The sequence below is a fragment of the Sphingomonas echinoides ATCC 14820 genome (assembly GCF_000241465.1).
In the GTDB taxonomy this organism is placed as follows: Bacteria; Pseudomonadota; Alphaproteobacteria; order Sphingomonadales; family Sphingomonadaceae; genus Sphingomonas; species Sphingomonas echinoides.
Genome location: NZ_JH584235.1, coordinates 641,106 through 662,990, shown reverse-complemented (window position 1 = coordinate 662,990; position 21,885 = coordinate 641,106). Strand labels below are relative to the sequence as shown.

The 21,885-nt window shown below is 64.5% G+C and carries 25 protein-coding genes; 17 read left to right on the top strand and 8 right to left on the bottom strand.

Features of this window, described 5'->3' with window-relative positions; all coding sequences use genetic code 11:
- Window positions 1-205: 205 nt before the first annotated feature.
- On the bottom strand, window positions 206-1,510 hold the full coding sequence (gene purB, locus ON00_RS03065; protein ID WP_010403087.1) for an adenylosuccinate lyase: 1,305 nt from the start codon (window positions 1,508-1,510) through the stop codon (window positions 206-208).
- A 414-nt stretch (window positions 1,511-1,924) separates the two neighbouring features.
- Here purB and ON00_RS21155 point away from each other — a divergent pair, with 414 nt between their 5' ends.
- Complete coding sequence (locus ON00_RS21155) at window positions 1,925-2,194, top strand: EF-hand domain-containing protein (RefSeq protein ID WP_010403086.1); 270 nt, start codon at window positions 1,925-1,927, stop codon at window positions 2,192-2,194.
- A 61-nt stretch (window positions 2,195-2,255) separates the two neighbouring features.
- On the opposite strand, the gene radC is transcribed toward ON00_RS21155, so the two are convergent.
- Window positions 2,256-2,939, bottom strand: a complete 684-nt coding sequence (gene radC, locus ON00_RS03055) for a RadC family protein (protein WP_010403085.1) — start codon at window positions 2,937-2,939, stop codon at window positions 2,256-2,258.
- Between the two features lie 211 nt (window positions 2,940-3,150).
- On the opposite strand from radC, the gene ON00_RS03050 reads away from it, so the two are divergent.
- From ON00_RS03050 to uvrC, 7 genes are all read left to right on the top strand, one after another.
- The gene (locus ON00_RS03050) at window positions 3,151-3,435 is read left to right on the top strand and encodes an AtpZ/AtpI family protein (RefSeq protein WP_010403084.1); all 285 of its coding nucleotides are present in this window, start codon (window positions 3,151-3,153) and stop codon (window positions 3,433-3,435) included.
- A 20-nt stretch (window positions 3,436-3,455) separates the two neighbouring features.
- On the top strand, window positions 3,456-4,214 hold the full coding sequence (locus ON00_RS03045) for a F0F1 ATP synthase subunit A (RefSeq protein ID WP_483475662.1): 759 nt from the start codon (window positions 3,456-3,458) through the stop codon (window positions 4,212-4,214).
- 42 nt (window positions 4,215-4,256) lie between these two features.
- Window positions 4,257-4,487, top strand: coding sequence for a F0F1 ATP synthase subunit C (locus ON00_RS03040; protein WP_029622390.1), 231 nt, complete (start codon window positions 4,257-4,259; stop codon window positions 4,485-4,487).
- Window positions 4,488-4,506: 19 nt separating this feature from the next.
- The gene (locus ON00_RS03035; protein WP_010403082.1) at window positions 4,507-5,001 is read left to right on the top strand and encodes a F0F1 ATP synthase subunit B family protein; all 495 of its coding nucleotides are present in this window, start codon (window positions 4,507-4,509) and stop codon (window positions 4,999-5,001) included.
- Window positions 4,994-5,548, top strand: a complete 555-nt coding sequence (locus tag ON00_RS03030) for a F0F1 ATP synthase subunit B family protein (protein ID WP_010403080.1) — start codon at window positions 4,994-4,996, stop codon at window positions 5,546-5,548. Before ON00_RS03035 ends, ON00_RS03030 begins: the two co-directional genes overlap by 8 nt.
- Before the next feature lie 106 nt (window positions 5,549-5,654).
- Window positions 5,655-6,002 (top strand): hypothetical protein, encoded by a 348-nt coding sequence (locus ON00_RS03025; protein WP_010403079.1) that lies wholly within the window; start codon window positions 5,655-5,657, stop codon window positions 6,000-6,002.
- Between the two features lie 120 nt (window positions 6,003-6,122).
- Window positions 6,123-8,045: an excinuclease ABC subunit UvrC gene (uvrC, locus tag ON00_RS03020; RefSeq protein ID WP_010403077.1), complete on the top strand. Its 1,923-nt coding sequence runs from the start codon at window positions 6,123-6,125 to the stop codon at window positions 8,043-8,045.
- A 129-nt stretch (window positions 8,046-8,174) separates the two neighbouring features.
- Here the strand turns inward: uvrC and ON00_RS20495 are convergent, their stop codons facing one another.
- Window positions 8,175-8,486, bottom strand: coding sequence for a hypothetical protein (locus ON00_RS20495; protein WP_154651269.1), 312 nt, complete (start codon window positions 8,484-8,486; stop codon window positions 8,175-8,177).
- 106 nt (window positions 8,487-8,592) lie between these two features.
- On the opposite strand from ON00_RS20495, the gene ON00_RS03010 reads away from it, so the two are divergent.
- Window positions 8,593-9,483, top strand: a complete 891-nt coding sequence (locus tag ON00_RS03010) for an AraC family transcriptional regulator (RefSeq protein WP_040601844.1) — start codon at window positions 8,593-8,595, stop codon at window positions 9,481-9,483.
- Between the two features lie 4 nt (window positions 9,484-9,487).
- Here the strand turns inward: ON00_RS03010 and ON00_RS03005 are convergent, their stop codons facing one another.
- The gene (locus ON00_RS03005; RefSeq protein WP_405131470.1) at window positions 9,488-10,492 is read right to left on the bottom strand and encodes a 2-hydroxyacid dehydrogenase; all 1,005 of its coding nucleotides are present in this window, start codon (window positions 10,490-10,492) and stop codon (window positions 9,488-9,490) included.
- 105 nt (window positions 10,493-10,597) lie between these two features.
- Between ON00_RS03005 and ON00_RS03000 the strand changes: the two genes are divergently transcribed.
- The 5 genes from ON00_RS03000 to ON00_RS02980 all read left to right on the top strand — a co-directional run bounded on the left by ON00_RS03000 (window position 10,598) and on the right by ON00_RS02980 (window position 14,282).
- A complete protein-coding gene (locus tag ON00_RS03000) occupies window positions 10,598-11,089 on the top strand; it encodes an SH3 domain-containing protein (RefSeq protein ID WP_029622387.1) in 492 nt (163 codons plus the stop codon).
- On the top strand, window positions 11,086-11,562 hold the full coding sequence (locus tag ON00_RS02995; RefSeq protein ID WP_010403072.1) for a GNAT family N-acetyltransferase: 477 nt from the start codon (window positions 11,086-11,088) through the stop codon (window positions 11,560-11,562). The genes ON00_RS03000 and ON00_RS02995 overlap by 4 nt, the downstream gene beginning before the upstream one ends.
- 67 nt (window positions 11,563-11,629) lie before the next feature.
- A complete protein-coding gene (locus tag ON00_RS02990) occupies window positions 11,630-12,382 on the top strand; it encodes a prepilin peptidase (protein WP_029622385.1) in 753 nt (250 codons plus the stop codon).
- Window positions 12,379-12,840, top strand: coding sequence for a hypothetical protein (locus tag ON00_RS02985; protein ID WP_010403070.1), 462 nt, complete (start codon window positions 12,379-12,381; stop codon window positions 12,838-12,840). The genes ON00_RS02990 and ON00_RS02985 overlap by 4 nt, the downstream gene beginning before the upstream one ends.
- Window positions 12,841-12,869: 29 nt before the next feature.
- Complete coding sequence (locus ON00_RS02980) at window positions 12,870-14,282, top strand: coniferyl aldehyde dehydrogenase (RefSeq protein WP_010403069.1); 1,413 nt, start codon at window positions 12,870-12,872, stop codon at window positions 14,280-14,282.
- A gap of 204 nt (window positions 14,283-14,486) precedes the next feature.
- On the opposite strand, the gene ON00_RS02975 is transcribed toward ON00_RS02980, so the two are convergent.
- The 4 genes from ON00_RS02975 to hppD form a co-directional block, all read right to left on the bottom strand.
- Entirely contained in the window at window positions 14,487-15,074 is a 588-nt protein-coding gene (locus tag ON00_RS02975; protein WP_010403068.1) for a DUF1989 domain-containing protein, read from the bottom strand.
- The gene (gene gntA, locus ON00_RS02970) at window positions 15,071-15,778 is read right to left on the bottom strand and encodes a guanitoxin biosynthesis heme-dependent pre-guanitoxin N-hydroxylase GntA (protein ID WP_010403067.1); all 708 of its coding nucleotides are present in this window, start codon (window positions 15,776-15,778) and stop codon (window positions 15,071-15,073) included. Before gntA ends, ON00_RS02975 begins: the two co-directional genes overlap by 4 nt.
- Before the next feature lie 64 nt (window positions 15,779-15,842).
- Window positions 15,843-17,123 carry a homogentisate 1,2-dioxygenase gene (hmgA, locus tag ON00_RS02965; protein ID WP_029622384.1) on the bottom strand — a complete coding sequence of 427 codons (1,281 nt, stop codon included), beginning with the start codon at window positions 17,121-17,123 and terminating at the stop codon, window positions 15,843-15,845.
- A 201-nt stretch (window positions 17,124-17,324) separates the two neighbouring features.
- Window positions 17,325-18,404 (bottom strand): 4-hydroxyphenylpyruvate dioxygenase, encoded by a 1,080-nt coding sequence (gene hppD, locus ON00_RS02960; protein ID WP_010403065.1) that lies wholly within the window; start codon window positions 18,402-18,404, stop codon window positions 17,325-17,327.
- A gap of 105 nt (window positions 18,405-18,509) precedes the next feature.
- Between hppD and ON00_RS02955 the strand changes: the two genes are divergently transcribed.
- The 3 genes from ON00_RS02955 (at window position 18,510) to ON00_RS02945 (ending at window position 21,796) form a co-directional block, all read left to right on the top strand.
- Window positions 18,510-19,178, top strand: coding sequence for a YoaK family protein (locus ON00_RS02955; protein ID WP_010403064.1), 669 nt, complete (start codon window positions 18,510-18,512; stop codon window positions 19,176-19,178).
- Window positions 19,175-19,627: a MarR family winged helix-turn-helix transcriptional regulator gene (locus ON00_RS02950; RefSeq protein WP_010403063.1), complete on the top strand. Its 453-nt coding sequence runs from the start codon at window positions 19,175-19,177 to the stop codon at window positions 19,625-19,627. Before ON00_RS02955 ends, ON00_RS02950 begins: the two co-directional genes overlap by 4 nt.
- 87 nt (window positions 19,628-19,714) lie before the next feature.
- Window positions 19,715-21,796, top strand: a complete 2,082-nt coding sequence (locus ON00_RS02945) for a malate synthase G (protein WP_010403062.1) — start codon at window positions 19,715-19,717, stop codon at window positions 21,794-21,796.
- The last annotated feature ends 89 nt before the right edge of the window (window positions 21,797-21,885 follow it).

The window sequence follows — 21,885 nt, the reverse complement described above, 5'->3', positions numbered from 1 at the left end:
TAGAGGCTAAGAACCTCAACCACCAGCGCGACGCCTGCAACGGCGATGAGGCCGCTCGCGAGGCTTTGCAGAATGCGCATGGTAGGATCTCCGTGCCGGACCGTTCCGGCAGGGAGGCGTTTGGAGATTGTTACTTATGCGCGCAATATTATTACGCGCATTCGCAAGTGCAGCATTTGCACGTTGAAGCGTGCAAATCTGTCGATCAGTCGTTGTCGAACACCCGCGCAAAGATCGTGTCGACATGCTTCAGGTGGTAGCCAAGGTCGAACTTGTCCTCGATCTCCGCAACCGACAGCGCCGCCGTCACTTCCGGGTCGGCCTTGAGCAATTCCATCAGCGACAATGCGCCGTCCGAATCCCACACCTTCATCGCGTTGCGCTGGACCAGGCGATAGGCGTCCTCGCGGCTGACGCCTGCTTGCGTCAGCGCCAGCAGCACGCGCTGCGAATGGACCAGGCCACCCATCTTGTTGAGGTTCTTGTCCATCCGCGCAGGATAGACGACGAGCTTGTCCATGACCCCGGTCAGCCGCGCCAGCGCGAAGTCGAGCGTGATCGTGGCGTCGGGGCCGATATAGCGCTCGACCGAGGAGTGCGAGATATCGCGCTCATGCCACAGCGCCACATTCTCCAGCGCTGGCGTCACATAACCGCGCACCATCCGCGCAAGGCCGGTCAGGTTTTCGGTCAGCACCGGGTTGCGCTTGTGCGGCATTGCCGAGGAGCCCTTTTGGCCCGGCGAGAAGAACTCTTCGGCCTCCAGCACTTCGGTGCGCTGCAAATGGCGGATCTCGGTCGCGAGCCGCTCGATCGACGAGGCGATCACGCCGAGCGTCGCGAAGAACATCGCGTGGCGGTCGCGCGGGATGACTTGGGTCGAAACCGGCTCGACGGTCAGGCCGAGCTTCTCGGCGACATGCGCTTCCACGAACGGATCGATATTGGCGAAGGTGCCGACCGCGCCCGAAATCGCGCAGGTTGCGATGTCGGCCCGCGCCGCGACCAGACGCGCGCGGTTACGGGCGAATTCGGCATAGGCTTGCGCCAGCTTGAGCCCGAACGTGACCGGCTCGGCGTGAATGCCATGGCTGCGGCCGATCGTCGGGGTCAATTTATGCTCGATCGCCCGGCGCTTGAGCACCGCCAGCAACGCATCGAGATCGGCGATCAGCAAGTCGCTCGCGCGCGCCAGCTGCACCGCAAGGCAGGTATCAAGCACGTCGGACGAGGTCATGCCCTGGTGCATGAAGCGCGCTTCGGGGCCGACATGTTCGGCGACATTGGTCAGGAAGGCGATCACGTCATGCTTGGTCTCGCGCTCGATCTCGTCGATGCGCTCGACCTCGAACGCGCCCTTCGCCCAGATCGCGGCGGCGGCTTCCTTGGGGACGACACCCAGCTCGGCCAGCGCATCGGTCGCATGCGCCTCGATCTCGAACCAGATCTGAAAACGCGCTTCGGGCGTCCAGATCGCGACCATGTCGGGGCGGGAATAGCGGGGGACCATCGGATTTCCTTGAATGCGGCAGAGTCGGGCCATCGCGGAATCGCAACGGGTCCGCGATGACACGCGCGTTAGCAGGGACAAGCCGATGGTTCAAATCGGCGATAAAGGGACCGATCCGGAAGCAAGCGTGTTGATACCGTGAACGCCATTGACGATGCAAAGCGTTGCGTTCGACGAGATTGATGAACACGCTGAAGGAGAAATCCGATGTTGAAATATGCTTTACTTGCTGGCGCAATGACGTTGGCGGCCCCGGCATTTGCCCAGGACGCCCAGATCACTCCGGTTAGCCCGCAAACGTCGCAATCTGTGCCAACGACGACTGATCAAGCGCTTCCCGCTCAGCCTGCTCCGGCGACTCCGCAGAGCGCAGCGCCCGCCGATTCGCCTAATGCCCCAGCCCCAGATTCGGCGGTGGCAGCCCAGCCAGCGACGGGTCCGCAGGTGGCGCAAGTGGTGAACCAGGAATTTGCCACCTATGACAAGGATGGTGACGGCGTGCTGAGCGCCAAGGAGTTCGACACGTGGATGGTTGCGCTGAAAAGCGCGAGCGATCCTTCGGCCAAGGCAACGTCGCCCGCCACCAAGGCATGGCTGAACAAGGCCTTCGCTCAGGCCGATACCGACAAGAACAAGAAGGTCAGCAAATCGGAGCTGACCGGCTTCCTGTCGCAGCAGGGCTAATTCCGCGCCTGCCGCACGCGCCCGCCGCTCTCCACCCCGGAGCGGCCGGGCGCTCCGCGTTTTACAACAGCCCCATCGCGCGCAGGCTGGAATGCCCGCTCGCCCCGATGATGATGTGGTCGTGCACGGCAATGCCGAGGCGCTTGCCCGTTTCGGCGACCTTGCGGGTGACTTCGATGTCGGCGCGGCTGGGGGCGGGGTCTCCGCTCGGGTGATTGTGCACCAGAATGATCGCGGCCGAACCCAGGTCGATCGCGCGGCGAATGACTTCGCGCACATAGAGGGCCGCCTCGTCGATCGAGCCCTCGCTCATCGCCTCGTCGCGAATCAGCATATTGCGGGTGTTGAGATGCAGCACGCGGACCCGTTCGTTGGTGCGGTGCGCCATGTCGGCGTGGAGATAGTCGATCAACGCTTGCCAGCTCGCCAGCACCGGTTGCGCGCTGGCGTGTACGCGCAGCAGCCGAAGCGCGGTCGCTTGCACGATCTTGATCGCCGCGACCGAGGTCTCGCCCATGCCGGGGACGCGCAGCAATGCCTCCGGATCGGCGCTGAACAACCCGCCAACCCCGCCGAATTCGGCAAGCAGGGCCTTGGCCAGCGGTTTGGTGTCGCGCCGGGGAATCGCCAATGCCAGAAGATATTCCACCAATTCATGGTCTAGCAGCGCGTCGCCGCCCTGTTCGATCAAGCGCTGGCGCAGTCGTGCGCGATGTCCGGCATGATCGGGGAGGGGCGTGTTCATCGAAGTAAAGGAGTATCGCGCGCCGAGACGATAGGCAACGCAGAGGGCTGGGCAGAGGGCTGGGCAGCGGTCCGGATCGGCCACAAGAGTTGACACCCCCCGGTCACCTTCCTAAACGGCGCGTGAACGGGGCTCTTTCCCCACGATCCCCGATGTTCACCGTCGCGGTGCCAAAGGCACGGCGGCGTTTTCTTATCAGGATAAGCGCCCCTTGGCCGACGTACACCAGAAGAACGACCTGGATGCCCGCATCGCTTCGGCGAAGGCGGCTGGCCAGGTGCGTGCTGGTGGGGTGGTGCCGCCGGCGAAAGGCTATTCGCAGGGCGCGCGCGTGCTGACTCTGCTGCTGGGTGCCTTGTTTGGCGGTGGGGTCATGGGCTGGGCACTCGACCATTGGTTGGGAACCTCGCCCTGGGCGTTGCTGATCGTCTTGACGCTCGCGGTGATCGGGGCGTTCCTTAACATCATCAAGATTTCGAAGGAGCGCGCGGAGTGAGCGCCGGCAAAATCGATCCGATGGAACAGTTCAAGGTCGAGCCCGTATTGGGTCGGCATCTGGATCTGTTCGGCTATGACGTATCTTTCACCAACTCGGCGCTGTTCATGATCGTCGTGTTCGTGCTGCTCGCTGTGTTCATGGCCGGTGGCCTGAAGCGCCAGCTCGTGCCCGGCCGCTGGCAGGTTGCGGCAGAAGATGCGGTCAGCTTCATCGACAATATGGTGACGGTGAACATCGGCTCGGGCGGCAAGAAATTCGCGCCCTACATCTTCTCGCTGTTCTTCTTCATCCTGTTCGCCAATCTCATCGGCGTGCTGCCGCTCGCGATCCTGCCGGGTCTGCACACCTTCGCGGTCACCAGCCACATCACCGTCACGGCGGTGCTGGCGTTCCTGTCTTTCGGCATCGTGCTGGTGGTCGGATTTGCGACGCATGGCCTGAAGTTCTTCAGCCTGTTCGTGCCGCACGGTGCGCCTGCCTGGCTGATGCCGGTGATCATCCCGGTCGAATTCGTCTCCTTCATGGTGCGCCCGTTCTCGCTCGGTCTGCGACTGTTCGTCGCGATGACGGCGGGGCACATCCTGCTCGAAGTGTTCGGCAGCTTTGTTGTGCAGGGCCTCAATGCGGGCGGCGCGCTTGGGCCCGTCGTCAGCGTGCTCAGCTTTGTGATGATCGTCGGGGTCAGCGCACTGGAGTTGCTGGTGTGTGCGATCCAGGCCTATGTGTTTGCGCTGTTGACGTCGCTGTACCTGCACGACGCGGTGCACCTGCACTAATCTTTTCAATACCCTCACTACGTAATTCTCAAGGAGCCTATCATGGATCATACTTCTGCAATGTACATCGGTGCCGGCCTCGCGGCGATCGGCGTTGGTCTGGCCGCGCTCGGCGTGGGCAACGTGTTCGGTTCGTTCCTCGAAGGCGCGCTGCGCAACCCGGGTGCCGCAGACGGCCAGCAGGGCCGCCTGTTCATTGGCTTCGCGGCTTCGGAACTTCTGGGTCTGATCGCGTTCGTCGTCGCGATCCTCATCCTCTTCGTCGTCAAGTAAGCAAGAGCGAGCGCACCCGATGCCGCAGATTTCCCAGATTGGCGAGATTTACGCCTCGCAGCTGTTCTGGCTCGCGATCGTATTCGCGCTGATCTATGTCGGGATCGGCAAGGCGATGGTCCCCAAGATCGAGGCGACGATCGAAGATCGTAACGGCCGGATCGCGGGGGACATCGCCGCGGCGGAGGCGGCGCGCGCTGCTGCGCTCGCGTCCGAGCGCGATTATCAAACGGGGCTCGAATCCGCGCGTGCCAAGGCGACCGTCGCCCTCGGCGAAGCCAAGGCGCGGGCGGTTGCCGGCACCGAGGCCAAGCTGAAGACCAGCGACGCCGCGCTGGCCGCGCAACTCGATGCCGCCACCGGTCGCATCGGGGCCGCAAAGGTGCAGGCGCTCGCCGAGATCGAGACCAATACGGTCGACGCGGTCGAACAGATCGTGGCTAAGCTTTCGGGCGTGGCGGTCGACCGCGTGACCATCGAAACGCAGGTTAAGGCAGAGCTGGCACATGGCTGACGGTCAAGCAGTCAAGACGATGGAGCATACCGGGGCCACCGAGCTGCATCACGAAATGGCGTTCATGGGCATCACCCCGCCGATGTTCGTCGCGCTGTCGATGCTGGTCGTCATCGCGATCATGATCTGGCAAAAAGTGCCAAAGATGGTGGCGGGCATGCTCGACAGCCGTATTGCCACCATCCGTGGCCAGTTGGAGGAAGCCTCCAAGCTGCGCGCGGAAGCCGAGGCACAGCTTGCCGAGGCCAAGGCGCGTAACGCGGCGAGCGCCGGCGATGCCGCCGCTATCGTCGCCCATGCCGAAGCCGAAGCAGCCGCGATGCTGGCCAAGGCCGAGGCCGATCTCGCCGATTTGATCGCACGCCGCCAGACAATGGCCGAAGACAAGATTGCCGGTGCCGAACGCACCGCCATCGCCGAGGTCCGCGCCCGCGCCGCTGACGCGGCCACCCGCGCCGCCGCGACGATCATCGCGCAGCGTCACGGTGCCGATGCCGACAAGGCGCTGGTCGACCGGACCATTGCCGGGCTGGGCAAGCTCAACTGACGGAAATGGGCCCAGTATCGCGGGTGCATTTCGTTTCGCCACTGATCGGGGTATCGTCGGCCTTGCGGTGATTCGCGCCGCTTACCTTTCGAAAGAGGCTGTCCCCATGAAGTCTGTCGTTATCGCCGCGGCCGTCGCCTTTATTGCAGCGCCGCTCGCCGCCCAGACGGCGCCTGCGCCGGCCGCCGCCTCGGCTCCCGCCGTCGCTGCACCCGCAACGACCACAACCGCAACCGGCGCGGCAAAGTTCGATCTCGACACGCCGATCGAGACGATTGCCGCCAACGCGGCCGGCAAGACCGTGCTCGACACCGACCTGCAGAACATCACCGCGCACCCGATGTACGAATCGTTCAAGGGCATGTCGCTCAACCAGGTCGCACCGCTGTCGCAGGGCGCGCTGACCGACGCGGCGCTGGCCAAGGTCAAGGCTGACCTCGCCGCGATCAAGTAACCTTCTCTAACGCCTCTATCAGCGGCGGTGGGGAAACCCACCGCCGCTTTTTCGTGTGTGGTGGCGTGCGCAGCAACGAAGCCGTGGCGTCCCGGCGCGCGAATGCCTAGATCATCGACAATGTCCGATCCCAACGCCCCGACGCGCTTCAACGAAGACAAGGCCACCTTCACCGTTCGCGGCAGCGATACGCCCGATCTCGATGCCGGGGTCGCCGCGATCCGCAATGTGCTGGCGACGCTGCCGGCGCGGCCTGGCGTCTATCGTATGCTCGATGCGCGCGGGGACGTGCTGTACGTCGGCAAGGCGCGCGCGCTCAAAAATCGCGTCACCAATTATACGCAGGTCGAGCGCCTTTCGCGGCGTTTGCAGCGCATGGTGGCGCAAACGCGCGCGATGACGATCGTTACGACCAATAATGAGGCCGAAGCGCTGCTGCTCGAGGCGCAACTGATCAAACGCTACCGCCCGGCCTATAACGTGTTGCTGCGTGACGATAAATCGTTTCCGTTCATCCTGTTACGCGCCGATCATGACTTTCCGCGGATCCAGAAACATCGCGGTGCGCGCCGTGCCAAGGGCAATTATTACGGCCCCTTCGCCAGCGCGGGCGCGGTCAACAACACCTTGAATGCACTGCAAAAACTGTTCCTGCTGCGCAGCTGCACCGACGGCTTTTTCAAGAACCGCGACCGTCCGTGCCTGCTCTACCAGATCAAGCGCTGCTCCGCCCCCTGTGTCGGTCGGATCGACGCGGCGGGTTATGCCGAACTCGTCGCCGATGCGAAGGCGTTCCTGGCCGGCAAATCGACCGAGGTGCAGGCCAAGCTCGGTGGCCAGATGCAGGAAGCCGCCGAGGCGATGGACTTCGAACTCGCCGCGATCCTCCGCGATCGGCTGCGCGCGCTGACCTTCATCCAGGGCAGCCAGGCGATCAATGCCGAGGGGCTGGGCGATGCCGATATCTTTGCGATGGCCAATAAGAATGGCGTGATCGGCATCCAAGCCTTCTTCATTCGCGGTGGCCAGAATTGGGGGCATCGCAGCTTCTTCCCGGCGCACACGGCCGATGTGCCCGAGGATGAAATTCTGGCGGGTTTCCTCGCGCAATTTTACGAGGAAGTCCCACCGCCGCGCACCGTATTGCTCGACCGCGAGCTGGACGAGGCGGTTCTGCTCGGCGAGGCGCTGGGCGGGCAGGCGGGGTTCAAGGTCACGCTGTCGATGCCGCAGCGCGGCACGCGCCGCAAATTGCTCGATCAGGCCAAGCGCAATGCCGAGGAAGCGCTCGACCGGCGTCTGGCCGAGAGCACCACGCAGGCGAAGCTGCTGCGCGAAGTGGCAGACTTGTTCGATTTGCCCGAACCACCCGACCGCATCGAGATTTACGACAACAGCCATATCCAAGGCACCAATGCGCTGGGCGCGATGGTGGTCGCCGGGCCCGAGGGCTTCCGCAAGGGCCAGTATCGCAAGTTCAATATCAAGAACCCCGACACCATTCCGGGCGACGATTTCGGCATGATGCGCGAGGTGTTCGCCCGTCGCTTTGCGCGCGCGCAGAATGAGGATCCCGATCGCGATGCGGGCGACTGGCCCGATCTGGTGTTGATCGACGGCGGACGCGGGCAGCTTAACGCGGTGAAGGGCGTGCTCGAGGAATTGGGGATCGAGGATGTGTGCCTGGTCGGCATCGCCAAGGGCCCGCACCACGGGCGCGACGGGCGCGAAGTGTTCCACATGCTCGACGGGCGCGAGTTTCAGCTGCCGGTCAACGCGCCGGTGCTGTTCTATCTCCAGCGGTTGCGCGACGAAGTCCACCGCTTCGCGATCGGCGCGCACCGCGCCAAGCGCGCCAAGGCGATCGGCGCGTCACCGCTCGATGACGTGCCCGGCATCGGCCCGGCGCGGAAGAAGGCATTGCTGATGCACTTCGGCACCGCGCGCGCGGTGCGCAACGCCAGCTTGGAGGATCTGCAAAAGGCCCCCGGTGTCAGCGCGGCGGTCGCGCAACAGCTTTACGACTTCTTTCACGCGCGCTGAGAGCGGCCTCAGGGTACTTCTGCCCGTTCGTTTCGACCGAAGGCGATAAACCGGGCACAACGCGTGTGGCTGTTTCTCGACTTCGGTCGAAACGAACGGAGCGGGGGGGCTCGCGTGACGCGATCCCGATCAGCCCTCGGCAGGCGGTGCGAACGACAGCTCTTCGTCGGCGAGCGTCGCGGCGATGCTGCGGTTGGTGACGAGGCGGAAGATCCCGTAAAGCAGTACCAGAGCCGGGAGGATATTGAGATAATCGGGTGCACTCACGATGTGCAAAGCCGAAAACAAGACAAGCGCGGCACCAACGATAAACGACCCAGCACGGTCCATCATCACTCTCCTCGATTTTTTATTCTTGACGACAAGCTGCAATGCACCGTGACGGCCGTCAATCGGAAAGTTGACGGGCGGCGCGCGCTGATGTCGAGCGGTGATGGACATGTCGACCGCGATCCCTTGCGCAGCGTTGCGCACAACCGCAACATCGGTCGAGCGTCGCGATTGGCTTGTCCGCTATTTCGGCTGGGCCACCCATAAGGACCAAGCGATGTCGAAGCGCCCAACCCATCCAGCACACTATCATTCGCGGATGCAGCGCGTGCTGGCCTATATCGACCGTCATCTCGACGAAGATGTGGGATTGGAGACGTTGAGCGCCGTGGCGGCGTTCTCACCCTATCATTTCCATCGGCAGTTCAGTGCCATTTTCGGGTTGTCGCTGCATCGCTACGTGCAATTGGCGCGGATGAAACGGGCGTCTTGGCGGCTCGCCTATCGCAGCGCGGATTCGGTCACGGATATCGCGTTGGATGCTGGCTATGAGGCACCGGACAGCTTTGCCCGCGCCTTTCGCCAGCGGTTGGGGCAAGCGCCGACGGCATTTCGCGAGGATCCGGACTGGGCGGCATGGGCAGCGGCAATGGTGCCGCTGGCCGAAGCACGGAGCCTGATGATGACGCAGAATTTCTCGATCGACGATGTGGTGGTGCAAGAACAAGCCGACATTCCCGTCGCGTTCCTGTCGCATAAGGGGGCACCGGAGCGGCTGGGCGAGACGATCCGTCGTTTCATCGATTGGCGCAAGGCGAGCGGCGTGCGCGCGGCCACCCATGCCACCTATACCATCTTCCATAACGACCCAGACAGCGTAGCGCCCGAGGACTATCAGGTGGACGTGGCCGCTGCCACCGACCGGACGATCACCGCTGCCGACGGTGGTATCGAGGCCGGGCTTATTCCGGCCGGGCGGTGTGCGGTGTTGCGCATCGTTGGCGGGAGCGATGATCTGCGGCCCGCCGCTGCGTTTCTCTATGGCACCTGGCTACCGGCGAGCGGGGAAGAGCTGCGTGATTTTCCGCTTTATGCCCAGCGCGTAAGGTTCTTCCCCGATGTGCCCGAGCACGAAGCGATCACCGATCTGTTCCTGCCGCTGCAGTAAAGCGTCACGCCCACCCTTCCAGCACCTGGTCGGGTGGGCGGTGGCCGTCGGCCCACATGCGGATGTTGGTGATGACCTTTTCGCCCGTCGCGAGGCGGCCTTCGAAGGTGGCGGAGCCCATGTGCGGGGTCATCACGACATTGGGCAAGGCCAGCAGGCGCGGGTCGATTTGCGGTTCGTGCTGCCACACATCGAGGCCAGCCCCGGCCAGTCGCCCACCTTCCAGCGCAGCGATCAACGCCGCTTCGTCGACAATCCCGCCGCGCGAAGTGTTGATGACATAGACATGCGGTCGCAGCAGCGCGATCCGCCCTGCGTCGATCAGCCCTTCGCTATCGGGGTTGCGCGGGGTGTGGATTGTCAGAATGTCGATCGCCGACAGCATCTCGTCAAGATTGGGGTGCCACTGCGCCTGCAGTTCGGCCTCGACCACCTTCGGCAGGCGGTGGCGGTTGTGATAATGGATCGTCAGCCCAAAGGCGCGCGCGCGCCGCGCGACCGCCTGGCCGATCCGCCCCATGCCGAGAATGCCGAGCGCCTTGCCGCCGATGCGGTGGCCGAGCATCCCGCCCGGTGTCCAGCCCTTCCATTCGCCTGACCGCACCAGCTTTTCGCCCTCGGCCAGGCGGCGCGGGACCGACAGGATCAGCGCCATCGTCATGTCGGCGGTGTCCTCGGTCAGCACGCCCGGCGTATTGGTGACGATGATGCCGCGTGCCCGCGCCGCCTTCAGGTCGATATGGTTCACGCCCGCGCCGAAATTGGCGATCAGCTTCAGCGCGGGGCCAGCCCCGGCGATCAGATCGGCATCGATTTCGTCGGTGACGGTCGGCACCAGCACATCGCATTCCGCCATCGCGGCGGCGAGCTCATCGCGCGTGAGCGCGGCGGGGCCGCGGTGGATGCTGGTGTGGAACAATTGCTCCATGCGATCCATTACCGCAGCGGGCAATTCGCGAGTCACCCAAACCTTTGGGTTGGGCACTCTGGGGTTCGCGGCACGTGTCATTTCGGGCATGGTGAAGGCTTGGCGGAGGTGTTTGGCGGCGTCAACGGGTGTTGAAGCGCGCCGCGCTTCCACTGTAAACGACGATGGATTTTGTGGGGGACTGAGATGCGGTTTCGAGCCAGAATTTTGCTGGCGGTGATGGGGATTGCGCTGGCGGTGCCGTCGGTGGCGGGGCTGGTGCAGAAGAAGCCGCCCTTTTTCGCCTCGATCGGCGCGGGCAAGGCCCGGATGCGGACCGGGCCGGCGCGTAGCTATCCCTCAAGCTGGCTGTACCAGCGTGCCGATCTGCCGGTGAAGGTGCTCGACATCTATGGTCGTGGGCAATGGTATAAGGTGGAAGATCCGGACGGCACGCAAGGCTGGATGATGGGCACGCTGATCCGCGAGACGCGGACGGCGCTGGTGATGGGCACGGTGGCCGAGTTACGCGATTCCCCGCGCGATGCCGGGCGGGTGCTGTGGCGTGCAGCGCCGGGCGTGGTCGGTCGGATCAGCAAATGCGCGCAGGGCTGGTGCTATTTCGACGTGCGCGGCCGCGGTGGCTTTGTCGAGGCGGTGCATTTGTGGGGCGTGGAGCCGGGCGAGACGCTGAATTGAGCGAGACCGGGTCAACGTGGCGGATCGTCCAGGATGATCTGACGCATCCCGCTGTGATCGCGCTGATCGAACTGCATTTGCGCGCGGCGCACGAAAATTCACCGCCCGGCAGCGTGTTCGCGCTCGATCTCAGCGGTCTGCGGCATCCTGATGTGACGCTGTGGACGGCATGGGAACAGGACGACCTGCTTGGCATGGCGGCGCTGAAGGAACTCGATATCGAGCATGGCGAGGTTAAGTCGATGCGCACCGCACCGGGACAGGAGCGCCGTGGCGTTGCGGCCACGCTGCTCGATCATGTCATCGCGGCGGCGCGGCAGCGCGGTTATCAGCGGCTGAGTCTGGAAACGGGCTCAAACGCGCCATTCGCGGCGGCACGGGCGCTCTATGCACGCGCTGGCTTTACCGTGTGCGGGCCGTTTAACGGCTATAGCGACGTCGCCTTCTCCACCTATTTCACCCGAGCGTTGTGAGCATGGAGCCAGCCAAGCAGCGGGCGTGGCGGTGCAGGACCGCTATGCCCGGATCCGACGCGATCCCATGACCGACTGGCTTTGGCCGCTTTCATTGGGCGTCCTGGGCGCGCTCGTCGGGAGCTTTCTGGCCACGATCGTCGTGCGCTGGCCGGAGGGGCGATCGGTTGCGCGCGGGCGGTCGCAGTGCGACGCCTGCGGAGTCACGCTGGCCCCGCGCGATTTGGTCCCATTGCTGAGCGCGGCGCTCGCGCGCGGACGGTGTCGCGCCTGCGGTGCCCCGATCGACTCGCGGCACTGGCAAATCGAGCTTGGCTGCGTCGTGATCGGCGTGTTGGCGGGGCTTGCCGTGCCGGGGCCGGAGGGGCTGGCCGGAGCGGTGTTTGGCTGGTTGCTTCTGACGCTGGCGGCGCTCGACATTGCCGCCTTCTGGTTGCCCGATGCGCTGACCGCGACGCTGGCGGGGGCGGGGCTGGCCACCGGGCTGTTGGGGGTTGCGCCGTCTTTGGCCGATCGGCTGATCGGTGGGCTCGGCGGGTTCGCGGCTCTGTGGATGGTCGGGGCTGGGTACAAGGCGATGCGCCACCGCGACGGGCTGGGTGGGGGCGACCCAAAGCTGCTTGGCGCGATCGGGCTGTGGCTCGGCTGGCGGATGTTGCCGGTGGTGGTGTTGCTGGCGGCGCTGACCGGGCTGACGGTGGTGCTGTTGGGGATGATGCGCGGGCGCACCGCCGCGCTTGGCGATCGGTTGCCGTTCGGTGCGCTGCTGGCGATCGCGGCTTACCCGGCGTGGCTGTTCCTGTTAGGCTCTGCTCTATGAAAGCGCTTCTCCCGTTCGCGCCGTTGCTGCTCGCCGCCGCCCCGCAAAGCGCCCCGACACCGACTCCGCTGCCGTCGTCGATCGATGGCCTGCCGCTGGGCGCGATCCCTCGGCAGGATCTCCCGGCCAAGGGCTGTGCCGCCTATCTGTGGACCGTCAGCGGCACGCGCGCCCTGGTGGCGATGGCGCAGGCCGATCCAGGGCGGCTGCGGCTGTCGATTGGCGGGACGATGACCGATCTCGACCGCAGCGGCCAGAGCGGGGCCGGCGGCTTCGGCTTTGGCGAGAGCAATGACTATGGTGCCGCGGGCATATCTGCCAAGCTGACGATGAAGATCGAGACGCGCGAGTCGATCAGCAGTGGCGCGGTGGTAACCGAAGGCTTGCTGCAACTGGATCGCGCCGGGCAGGATACGGTGGTGGTTCCGGTCGGAGGTTTGATCGGCTGCGCGACGTGACACGATAATACTCCAAAAGGGGGATGAGGATGACGATGCAAGATGTGCTGGCGCGGCAACGCGCGGGGTTCATGGCCGAACTCCCGGTTGGGCTGGCGGTGCGCAAGGATCGCCTCGCGCGCGCGGCGGCGATGATCGCCGACAATGCCGATGCCTTTTGCGACGCGCTGAGCGAGGATTTCGGGCATCGCAGCCGCGAACAATCGATGCTGACCGACATCGCTTCGTCGATCGCGCCGATCAAGCACGCCATCAAATCGCTGGATCGCTGGACGCGGCGCGACAATCGCGCCGTGCAATTTCCGCTCGGGCTGCTCGGTGCACGCGCCTGGGTCGAATATCAGCCCAAGGGCGTCGTCGGCGTGATCGCGCCGTGGAATTTCCCGGTCAATCTGGTGATGGGGCCGATCGCGGGCATCTTCGCGGCGGGCAACCGCGCGATGGTCAAGACCAGCGAATTCACCGCGCGCACGGCGGCGTTGTTCGAAGAAGTGAGCCCCAAATATTTCGCAACCGAGGAACTGGCGTTCTTCAGCGGCGGGCCGGAGGTGGGCAAGGCCTTTTCCGAATTGCCCTTCGACCATCTGATCTTCACCGGCGCGACCGGGATCGGGCGGCATATCCTCCACGCCGCGGCCGACAATCTGACACCGGTGACGCTGGAACTCGGCGGCAAGTCGCCCGTCATCATCGGCAAGGACGCCGATATCGCGCGCGCGACCGAGCGCGTTGCGATCGGCAAGATGCTCAACGCCGGGCAAATCTGCTTGGCACCCGATTACATGCTGGTGCCGGAAGCACAGGAACAGGCGGTGGTCGACGGACTGAAAGCCGCGGTGTCGAGCATGTACCCGACTTTGCTCGCCAATCCCGATTACACCGCCATCATCAACGATCGCCACCATCAGCGCCTGCAGGACTGGGTCGCCGATGCGCGCGCCAAGGGCGCGACGGTCGAAACGGTCAACCCGGCGGGCGAGGATTTCGCCGGGTCCAACGCCCGCAAGATGCCGCTCCACATCGTCCGCAACGCGACCGACGACATGATCGTGATGCAGGAGGAACTGTTCGGACCGATCCTGCCGGTGCGGCGCTACACCGGCATCGACAGCGCGATCGCCGAGGTCAATCGCCGCGACCGCCCGCTCGGCCTCTATTATTTCGGGCCGGACGAGACGGAGCGCCGCAAGGTTCTCGATCGCACGATTTCCGGCGGGGTGACGCTCGACGACGTGGTGTTCCATGTCTCGATGGAAGAGCTACCCTTTGGCGGCATCGGGCCATCGGGCATGGGCTCGTATCACGGCTTTGACGGCTTCAAGACCTTCAGCCACGGCAAGGCGGTGTTCAAGCAAGCCAAGCTCGATGTCGCGAAACTGGCAGGCCTCAAGCCGCCTTATGGCAAGGCAACAATGGCGAGCGTGAAGCGGCAAATGAAGTAAGCGGCTCGCCACCGACGCTTGGGCGTCGGCTGGGGTGGGACTGGGAGGGGGCACTCTCCATCCGTTCGTCTCGAGCGAAGTCGAGAAACCAGCGCTGTGACGGGTTTGTAGACTTCGTTCGAAACGAACGGTTGGGGGGACGGCCACTAACTCGGACCCGGGGGTAGCAGGCCCCGGCCACGCCAGTCACTATTCTCGCCCCCCTCAATCCACCCGATAATGGATCGGCTTGAAACTTCCGCCATTGCTTGCCGGGGCCGAGCAGGCGGTGAGGCCGATCACCAGATCCATCGCCGCGCGAAACACGATGTGGTCACCCGCCTGGCTGATCGGCGGCAGCACTTCGAGCTTCCCCGTCGTGCCGTCCACCGGCACATTCATGAAGCAATTGAACGCGACCGGGATCCGATCCTCGGTCACGCCATACGGTGCCAGCGCCTCCGCCAAATTGCCGAAGCACCCGCGATGCGTCGGCAGATCAGGATAGAAATGACGGAAGGTGTCGTGCGAGCAGGGGGTCAGCAGGAAATCGTGCCGCCCGACCGTGTCCGAGATGATCTCGAGCAGCGGGTTCGACCGATTGGAATAGAGCGTGTGCCCGGTGGTGAGGTAGATCGTCTCGGCATAATCGAGCGTCCGGCCCGAGGAGATTACCTCGTCAACATCGGCTGCGTTGAACGCCAGCAAATCGGCGACTTGGCACCCACGCGGGTCGATCACCGTCAGCGTTTGGCCTTCGGCGATGCGGAAGGCCGTTCCGCTGCGCTCGGGAATTTCGATCGTCGCGCTCATTCGGGCGATCCCGAATACTGAAACGGGCATTTCCAGCCGTCTTCGACGGCGCGCCCGCTATATTGCCGCGCTTCGCTGCTATTGCCGTGCCGCGCGAGCATCGGGTTGCGCGATCCGGCCAGGGCTTCGTCGCGCACCAGAATCTTCTCGCGCATGCCTTCATAGCGGCCTTGCGCGCGCAGTGTCTCGAACTGATCGTGCAGGTTGAACACCATGGTCGGTCGCGCAAAGCGGCGCGCCGGGCGGCTGGCGCGCGGGTGCAGCCCGACGATAAAGAAAGCCTCGCCACCAAAGCTCAGCGAAAAATGCGCGCTTTCCGGGTCGGCGCTGACCGCAGTGTCATAGCCCTGGCCGCGCCATACATCCTTGTCGGACAAGGATTGCGCGCGCTCCCACAGCGCCGCTTCGAACGCTTCCTCGGACAAGGCGTCGGGCCCGTCGAAAATCACCGCAAAGCTGCGGAACAGCCCAGGCTCCTCGCGATACGCCTTGGCGAAATGGAGCAACCCGTCATGGATGCGCAGATCGTCCCAAGCACTGTCGATCCGGTCGCAGGCTAGCACGGAGAGTGTGCCCTTAGCGAGCGCCGCCTTGGCACCGACACAGGGAAAGTCCGCCGCCGCGACATGCGCGTCGAGCAGGGCCTGAAAATCTCCCTGCGCGCGGTGCTGCCAGGGGAATAAGGGGGTGATGGGCGTTGGCATGCCCGTCAAGACGAGCAAACCTCCCGCTAAGTTCCCGAAAATCCTACTGATCGGGATCAAGCCATCAGGGAAGGATCGCTTTGGGAAAGCCGCCCCACGCCGCATCGTAATCGGCGTCCAGTGCCCCCGTCTCCAGCGCAAAATCGGTCGGCCGGAACACCCAGCGACTTTCGATCATGAAGGCCATTGTGTCGTTCAGCTTGTGCGGGGCGAGATCAACTGCGCTTGCGCCCTGCCAGCTGGCGACATCCGGCCCGTGCCCGCTCATCTGATTGTGCAGCGACAGCGCGCCCGGAACGAAGCCGCCAACCTTGGCATCATACGCGCCCTGCAACAGCCCCATGCACTCGCTCATCGTGTTGCGGTGGAACCAGGGCGGACGGAACGTGTCTTCCGCCACCAGCCAGCGCGGCGGGAAGATCACGAAATCGACGTTCGCGGTGCCGGGCATGTCGCTGGGCGAGGTCAGCACGGTGAAGATCGAGGGATCGGGGTGATCGAAGCTGATGCTGCCGATCGTGTTGAAGGTCGCCAGATCATATTTCCACGGCGCGTAATTGCCGTGCCAGGCAACGACGTCGAGCGGGGAGCGCCCGAGATCGGTCTGCCAGAGCGTGCCGAGGAATTTCTGGACGAGCTGATAGTCGCCCTCGACATCCTCATACCAGGCGACCGGCGTCTCGAAATCACGCGGATTGGCAAGGCCGTTGGCCCCGATTGGCCCTAGATCGGGCAAGCGGAACGGGGCCCCGAAATTCTCGGCGACATAGCCGCGCGCCGGGCCATCGGGCAGGGTGACGCGGAAGCGCACGCCGCGCGGGATCAGCGCGATCTCGCCCGGCTTGACGTCGATCCGGCCGAGTTCGGTGAGCAGCGTCAGCGCGCCTTGCTCGGGCAGGATCAGCAATTCGCCATCGGCCGACACGAAGGCGCGGTCCACCATGTCCTTGGCGCAGCGATAGAGGTGCATGCCGACGCCGGTCTGCGCGCGCGGGCCATCGCCCGCCACCATCATCGTGGTGAGCGAATCGAGCCAGTCGGCATCCACGCTGTCGAGCGGCCCCCAGCGCAAGCGATTGGGTGCGAGCGGGGCGTCCGAAGGAGCCGTCGCGAACAGCGGGGCACCGTTATAGCGGGTGAAAGCGGGATGCGCGGCGGAAGGCCACAGGCGATAGAACCACGACCGGCGATTTTCGTGGCGCGGCGCGGTGAAGGCGGTGCCGCTCAGTTGCTCGGCATAGAGCCCGAACGCCGGGCGCTGCGGCGAATTGCGCCCGATGGGGAGGGCACCGGGCACCGCCTCGGTGGCGAAATGGTTGCCGAAGCCGGTCATGTAGTGGGTCATCATCTCCCTTTCTCCCTCGCCCCGGCGGGGAGAGGGTAGCGCAGCTTGGCAGCTTGCTGCCTAGCGAAGCTGGGGAGAGGGGCGGCAAAGTGTGCGGCCTCGCGCGATCGACCCCTCTCCCAACCTCCGCTAGGCCCCGCTGAAGAAGCGGGGCCAAGCTGCGGTATCCCTCTCCCCTGTCCAGGGGCGAGGGAGAAGATTTTACGCTTCGACCTTGCCCGGCACCACGCCGCGGCGGATCTGGTCGAGTTCGATGCTCTCGAACAGCGCCTTGAAATTACCCTCGCCAAAGCCATCATTGCCCTTGCGCTGGATGATCTCGAAGAAAATCGGCCCGACCATATTCTCGGTGAAGATCTGCAGCAGCAGGCCTCCGCCTGTCTCAGGCGCGCCGTCGATCAGAATGTCGCGCTTGCGCATTTCGGCGACGTCATGGCCGTGGCCGGGCAAGCGCTTGTCGATCAAGTCGAAATAGGTTTGTGGCGTCGTCTGGAAGCGAATGCCGTTGGCGCGCAGCGCGTCGACCGTGGCGAAGATGTCGTCGGTCGACAGCGCAAGGTGCTGGATGCCTTCGCCCTTATAATCCTTGATGAACTCCTCGATCTGCGAATGCTCGTCCTGGCTTTCGTTGAGCGGGATGCGGATCTTGTCGTCGGGCGCGGTCATCGCCTTGGAGAACAAGCCGGTCGACTGCCCCTCAATGTCGAAATAGCGGATCTGGCGGAAATTGAAGATGCGCTCGTAATAATCCGCCCAATAGTCCATCCGTCCGCGCTGGAGATTGTGCGTCAGATGGTCGAGCGTGTGCAGGCCGACGCTATGGTCTTCAGCGGTCGCGCCGGTCGGCACGAAATCGGTGTCGTAGATCGTCTCGTCGCCATGCTTGTCGACCAGATAGAGGTTGGCCCCGCCAATCCCCTCAATCGCCGGAATGTCGAGTTCGCCCGGACCATGCGCGCCCGACACGGCCGTCGCACCGCGCTCCAGCGCGAGCTTCAACGCAGCCTCGGCATTGGCGACGCGGAACGCCATCGCATTGGCCGAGGGGCCGTGCGCGTTGCGAAAGCCCGCGACCTGGCCGGCCTCGTCCATGTTGAGCAGGAAGTTGATGTCGCCCTGCGCATAGCGGCGGACATTCTTCGATTTGTGCGTGCCGGTGTGGGTGAAGCCCATCTTCACGAACAGATCGGCGAGCGCCTCCGGATCGGGCGAGGTGAATTCGACGAATTCGAAGCCGTTAAGGCCCATCGGGTTTTCGGGCTTGGTCGCAGTGATCGTCATCGGCTTTGCTCCGGGGAAACTGGTAACAAATGAAACTATACCGATGATCGGAAGCGAGGTCCAGCGGGGGATGACGGGGCCGCGCCGGACCGATACACAAAGCCGGTGATCCGTTACGATGCCCGCCAACGCAGCTTTGCCGTCTGCCTGTCCGCCCTGGCGGGCTTTGTCGATGCGATCGGCTTCATTGCGACCGGCGGTTTTTTCGTGTCGTTTATGAGCGGCAACTCGACCCGGCTCGCGGTCGGGGTTGCGCAGCATCACGCGGCGGCGTTGCTGGCGCTGCAATTGATCGCGACCTTTGTCGGCGGCGTGGTGATCGGATCGATGATCGGGCGGATAGCGGGGCGGTATCGTCACCCGCTGATCCTGGCGTGGATGGCGGTGCTGCTCGCGCTGGCGGGAACGGCGGGGGAATCCGGCGCAGTGTGGGCGGCGGCGAGCCTGATGGCGCTGGCGATGGGCGCGGAAAACACCGTGTTCGAGGAGGATGGCGAGGTGCGGCTCGGTTTGACGTATATGACCGGGACGCTGGTCAAATTGGGGCAAAGGCTGGCACTGGCGTTACAGGGCGGTCCCCGCTGGGCATGGCTTCCGCATTTCTATCTGTGGATCGGATTGGTCGGGGGTGCCATCACGGGCGCGGCGACCTTCCCGCTGCTCGGCTTTGGCGGATTGTGGATCGCATCGGCGGTTCTGGTCGCGCTGGCGGTGTTTACGATTTTTCGCGGTGAAGTGCTGTTCGGTGTGGCGACCGCCAAGGACCCGGCATGACCGGCCTGAAGCTCGATCACTTCCTGCCCTATCGCTTGTCGATCGCGTCGAACCGTGTGTCGGCGGCGATCGCCAGCACTTACCAGGCACTGTTCGGACTGAAGATTCCCGAGTGGCGGCTGATCGCGATCATCGCCGAGCATGACGGGATCACGCAGCAGGCGCTGGGCGTGGCGACGCGCATGGACAAGGTGACGGTGAGCCGCGCCGCGACCGCGCTGGTCGAGCGCGGGCTGGTCGCGCGGCGGCCCAATCCGGGCGACCAGCGCTCGCATCTGCTGATGCTGACCAGCACCGGGCGGGCGCTGTACGAGGATGTCGCGCCCAAGGCGCTCGAACTGGAAGCGCAGGTTTTCGAGGGTTTCACGGCGGAGGAAATTGCCAGCTTTCGCGAGATGCTCGACCGGATCGAGGCGTCGGCGGCACCCTTCGATGCGGATCGCGGGTGAACGATGGGGGTTGAAGGGCGGGGGGCTGGTGGCCTAAGCGCAGCATAGCCCTCCCCAGGCCGAGACGCTTTTCAGGAGGATGTTCCCATGACCGCTACGCCTGTCCCCGCCATGCTCGACCGCGCTGGACTCTCGGTTGCAGCGCCGCTGGCTGGTTTCATCGAGGAGCGGGTGTTGCCGGGGCTCGGCATCGAGCCGGGCGGCTGGTGGCAGGGCGTTGCCGCGATCTACGACGCGTTCGCGCCGCAAAACCGTGCGTTGCTGGGCGTGCGCGATGCGCTGCAGGCGCAGATCGACGCGCGCTATCAGGCAGGCGGAGCGGTGGACGAGACGTTTCTGCGCGAGATCGGCTATCTTGTGCCCGAGCCTGCCCCATTCACCATCGGCACCGAAAATGTCGATGCCGAGGTGGCGACGATGGCCGGGCCGCAACTGGTGGTGCCGATCCTCAACGCACGCTTCCTGCTCAACGCCGCCAATGCCCGCTGGGGCAGCCTGTACGATGCCTTTTACGGCACCGATGCGTTGCCGGGCATGGCGGTGCCGGGCGGCTATGATCCGGTGCGCGGTCGCCAAGTGGTCGCAGCGGCAAAGGCGTTTCTCGATGAGGCGGTGCCGCTGGCGGCGGGCTCTTGGGCGGATCTGCACGGTGCGGAGCCTGTGTTGCGCGATCCTGCGCAATTGGTGGGGCGCAAGGGCGCGTCGTGGCTGTTCGTCAATCACGGGCTGCATATCGAGGTGGTGGTCGACCGCGATCATCCGATCGGGCGCGAGGATCGGGCTGGCATCGCCGATGTCATTCTTGAATCCGCGCTGACCACAATTTGCGATCTGGAGGATTCGGTCGCGGCGGTGGATGCGGACGACAAGGTTGCGGCCTATGCCAATTGGCTCGGGCTGATGAAGGGCGATCTGTCCGACACGTTCGAGAAGGGCGGCAAGTCGGTGACGCGGCGGCTCAACCCCGACCGCGTCTATGACGATGGGCTGACGCTGCCCGGGCGCAGCCTGTTGTTCGTGCGCAATGTCGGGCATTTGATGACGACCCCGGCGATCCGCCTCGCCGATGGTAGCGATGCGCACGAGGGGATCCTCGACGCGATCGTCACCAGCACGATCGCGCTGTACGATTTGCGCGGGCTGGGTACCTTCCGCAACAGCCGCACGGGATCGGTCTATATCGTCAAGCCCAAGATGCACGGGCCGACCGAGTGCAGCTTCACCAACGCCGTGTTCGATGCGGTCGAGGATCTGCTGGGTCTGACCCGGCACACGATCAAGGTTGGCGTGATGGATGAGGAGCGCCGTACCTCGGCGAACCTCGCCGCTTGCATCGCGGCGGTGAAGGACCGCATCGTCTTCATCAACACCGGTTTCCTCGATCGCACCGGCGACGAGATGCACACCGCGATGCGTGCGGGCCCGATGATCCCCAAAGCCGAGATGAAGTCGAGCGATTGGATCAAGGCCTATGAGGATCGCAATGTCCGCATCGGTCTGGCGGCGGGGCTGAGCGGCAAGGCGCAGATCGGCAAGGGCATGTGGGCCGCACCCGATCGGATGGCCGACATGATGGCGCAGAAGATCGGCCATCCCATGGCGGGCGCGAACACCGCCTGGGTGCCATCGCCGACGGCGGCTACGCTGCACGCGATCCACTATCACAAGGTCGATGTGTTCGCGCGGCAGCGCGAAATCGCCAAGGAGCCTGTCCCAGGGCTGGGGCCGCTACTGACCGTGCCGGTCGCGGTCGGCCGCAACTGGACGCCTGAGGAAGTGCGCGCTGAACTCGACAATAATGCACAGGGCATTCTCGGCTATGTCGTGCGCTGGATCGATCAGGGAGTGGGGTGTTCGAAAGTGCCCGACATCCACGATATCGGCCTGATGGAGGATCGCGCGACATTGCGGATTTCCTCGCAACATATCGCCAACTGGCTGCTGCACGGTGTCGCGACAACCGAAGACGTCGATGGAGCCTTTGCGCGCATGGCGGCGAAGGTCGATGCGCAAAATGCCGGTGATCCGCTGTACCGGCCGATGAGCGGGCACCCCGAAAGCCTCGCCTGGCAGGCGGCGCGCGCGTTGGTGTTTGAAGGGATTGCCCAGCCCAATGGCTATACGGAGCCGTTGCTGCACGCCTATCGATTGCGGGCGAAGGCGGTTTAGGGAAACCTATTCGCCGTTGCGCGTTAGACAGTAAGGCGGGGGCTGGGATCGCGAGACCCTCTGACATGAAGCGGGGAAGCGCGGGTTTT

What these genes read in the sequence shown, in the direction of transcription:
- uvrC (WP_010403077.1), top strand. Translation starts at nt 6,123, where the DNA reads ATGTCCGATCCCAACGCCCCGACGCGCTTCAACGAAGACAAGGCCACC.
- ON00_RS02990 (WP_029622385.1), top strand. Translation starts at nt 11,630, where the DNA reads ATGACCGACTGGCTTTGGCCGCTTTCATTGGGCGTCCTGGGCGCGCTC.
- ON00_RS02945 (WP_010403062.1), top strand. Translation starts at nt 19,715, where the DNA reads ATGACCGCTACGCCTGTCCCCGCCATGCTCGACCGCGCTGGACTCTCG.
- ON00_RS03010 (WP_040601844.1), top strand. Translation starts at nt 8,593, where the DNA reads ATGTCGAAGCGCCCAACCCATCCAGCACACTATCATTCGCGGATGCAG.
- ON00_RS03000 (WP_029622387.1), top strand. Translation starts at nt 10,598, where the DNA reads ATGCGGTTTCGAGCCAGAATTTTGCTGGCGGTGATGGGGATTGCGCTG.
- ON00_RS02950 (WP_010403063.1), top strand. Translation starts at nt 19,175, where the DNA reads ATGACCGGCCTGAAGCTCGATCACTTCCTGCCCTATCGCTTGTCGATC.
- ON00_RS03040 (WP_029622390.1), top strand. Translation starts at nt 4,257, where the DNA reads ATGGATCATACTTCTGCAATGTACATCGGTGCCGGCCTCGCGGCGATC.
- gntA (WP_010403067.1), bottom strand. Translation starts at nt 15,778, where the DNA reads ATGCCAACGCCCATCACCCCCTTATTCCCCTGGCAGCACCGCGCGCAG.
- ON00_RS03030 (WP_010403080.1), top strand. Translation starts at nt 4,994, where the DNA reads ATGGCTGACGGTCAAGCAGTCAAGACGATGGAGCATACCGGGGCCACC.
- ON00_RS02975 (WP_010403068.1), bottom strand. Translation starts at nt 15,074, where the DNA reads ATGAGCGCGACGATCGAAATTCCCGAGCGCAGCGGAACGGCCTTCCGC.
- ON00_RS03035 (WP_010403082.1), top strand. Translation starts at nt 4,507, where the DNA reads ATGCCGCAGATTTCCCAGATTGGCGAGATTTACGCCTCGCAGCTGTTC.
- ON00_RS03005 (WP_405131470.1), bottom strand. Translation starts at nt 10,492, where the DNA reads ATGACACGTGCCGCGAACCCCAGAGTGCCCAACCCAAAGGTTTGGGTG.
- ON00_RS02985 (WP_010403070.1), top strand. Translation starts at nt 12,379, where the DNA reads ATGAAAGCGCTTCTCCCGTTCGCGCCGTTGCTGCTCGCCGCCGCCCCG.
- ON00_RS02980 (WP_010403069.1), top strand. Translation starts at nt 12,870, where the DNA reads ATGACGATGCAAGATGTGCTGGCGCGGCAACGCGCGGGGTTCATGGCC.
- purB (WP_010403087.1), bottom strand. Translation starts at nt 1,510, where the DNA reads ATGGTCCCCCGCTATTCCCGCCCCGACATGGTCGCGATCTGGACGCCC.
- hppD (WP_010403065.1), bottom strand. Translation starts at nt 18,404, where the DNA reads ATGACGATCACTGCGACCAAGCCCGAAAACCCGATGGGCCTTAACGGC.
- ON00_RS03045 (WP_483475662.1), top strand. Translation starts at nt 3,456, where the DNA reads ATGGAACAGTTCAAGGTCGAGCCCGTATTGGGTCGGCATCTGGATCTG.
- hmgA (WP_029622384.1), bottom strand. Translation starts at nt 17,123, where the DNA reads ATGACCCACTACATGACCGGCTTCGGCAACCATTTCGCCACCGAGGCG.
- ON00_RS20495 (WP_154651269.1), bottom strand. Translation starts at nt 8,486, where the DNA reads ATGTCCATCACCGCTCGACATCAGCGCGCGCCGCCCGTCAACTTTCCG.
- radC (WP_010403085.1), bottom strand. Translation starts at nt 2,939, where the DNA reads ATGAACACGCCCCTCCCCGATCATGCCGGACATCGCGCACGACTGCGC.
- ON00_RS03025 (WP_010403079.1), top strand. Translation starts at nt 5,655, where the DNA reads ATGAAGTCTGTCGTTATCGCCGCGGCCGTCGCCTTTATTGCAGCGCCG.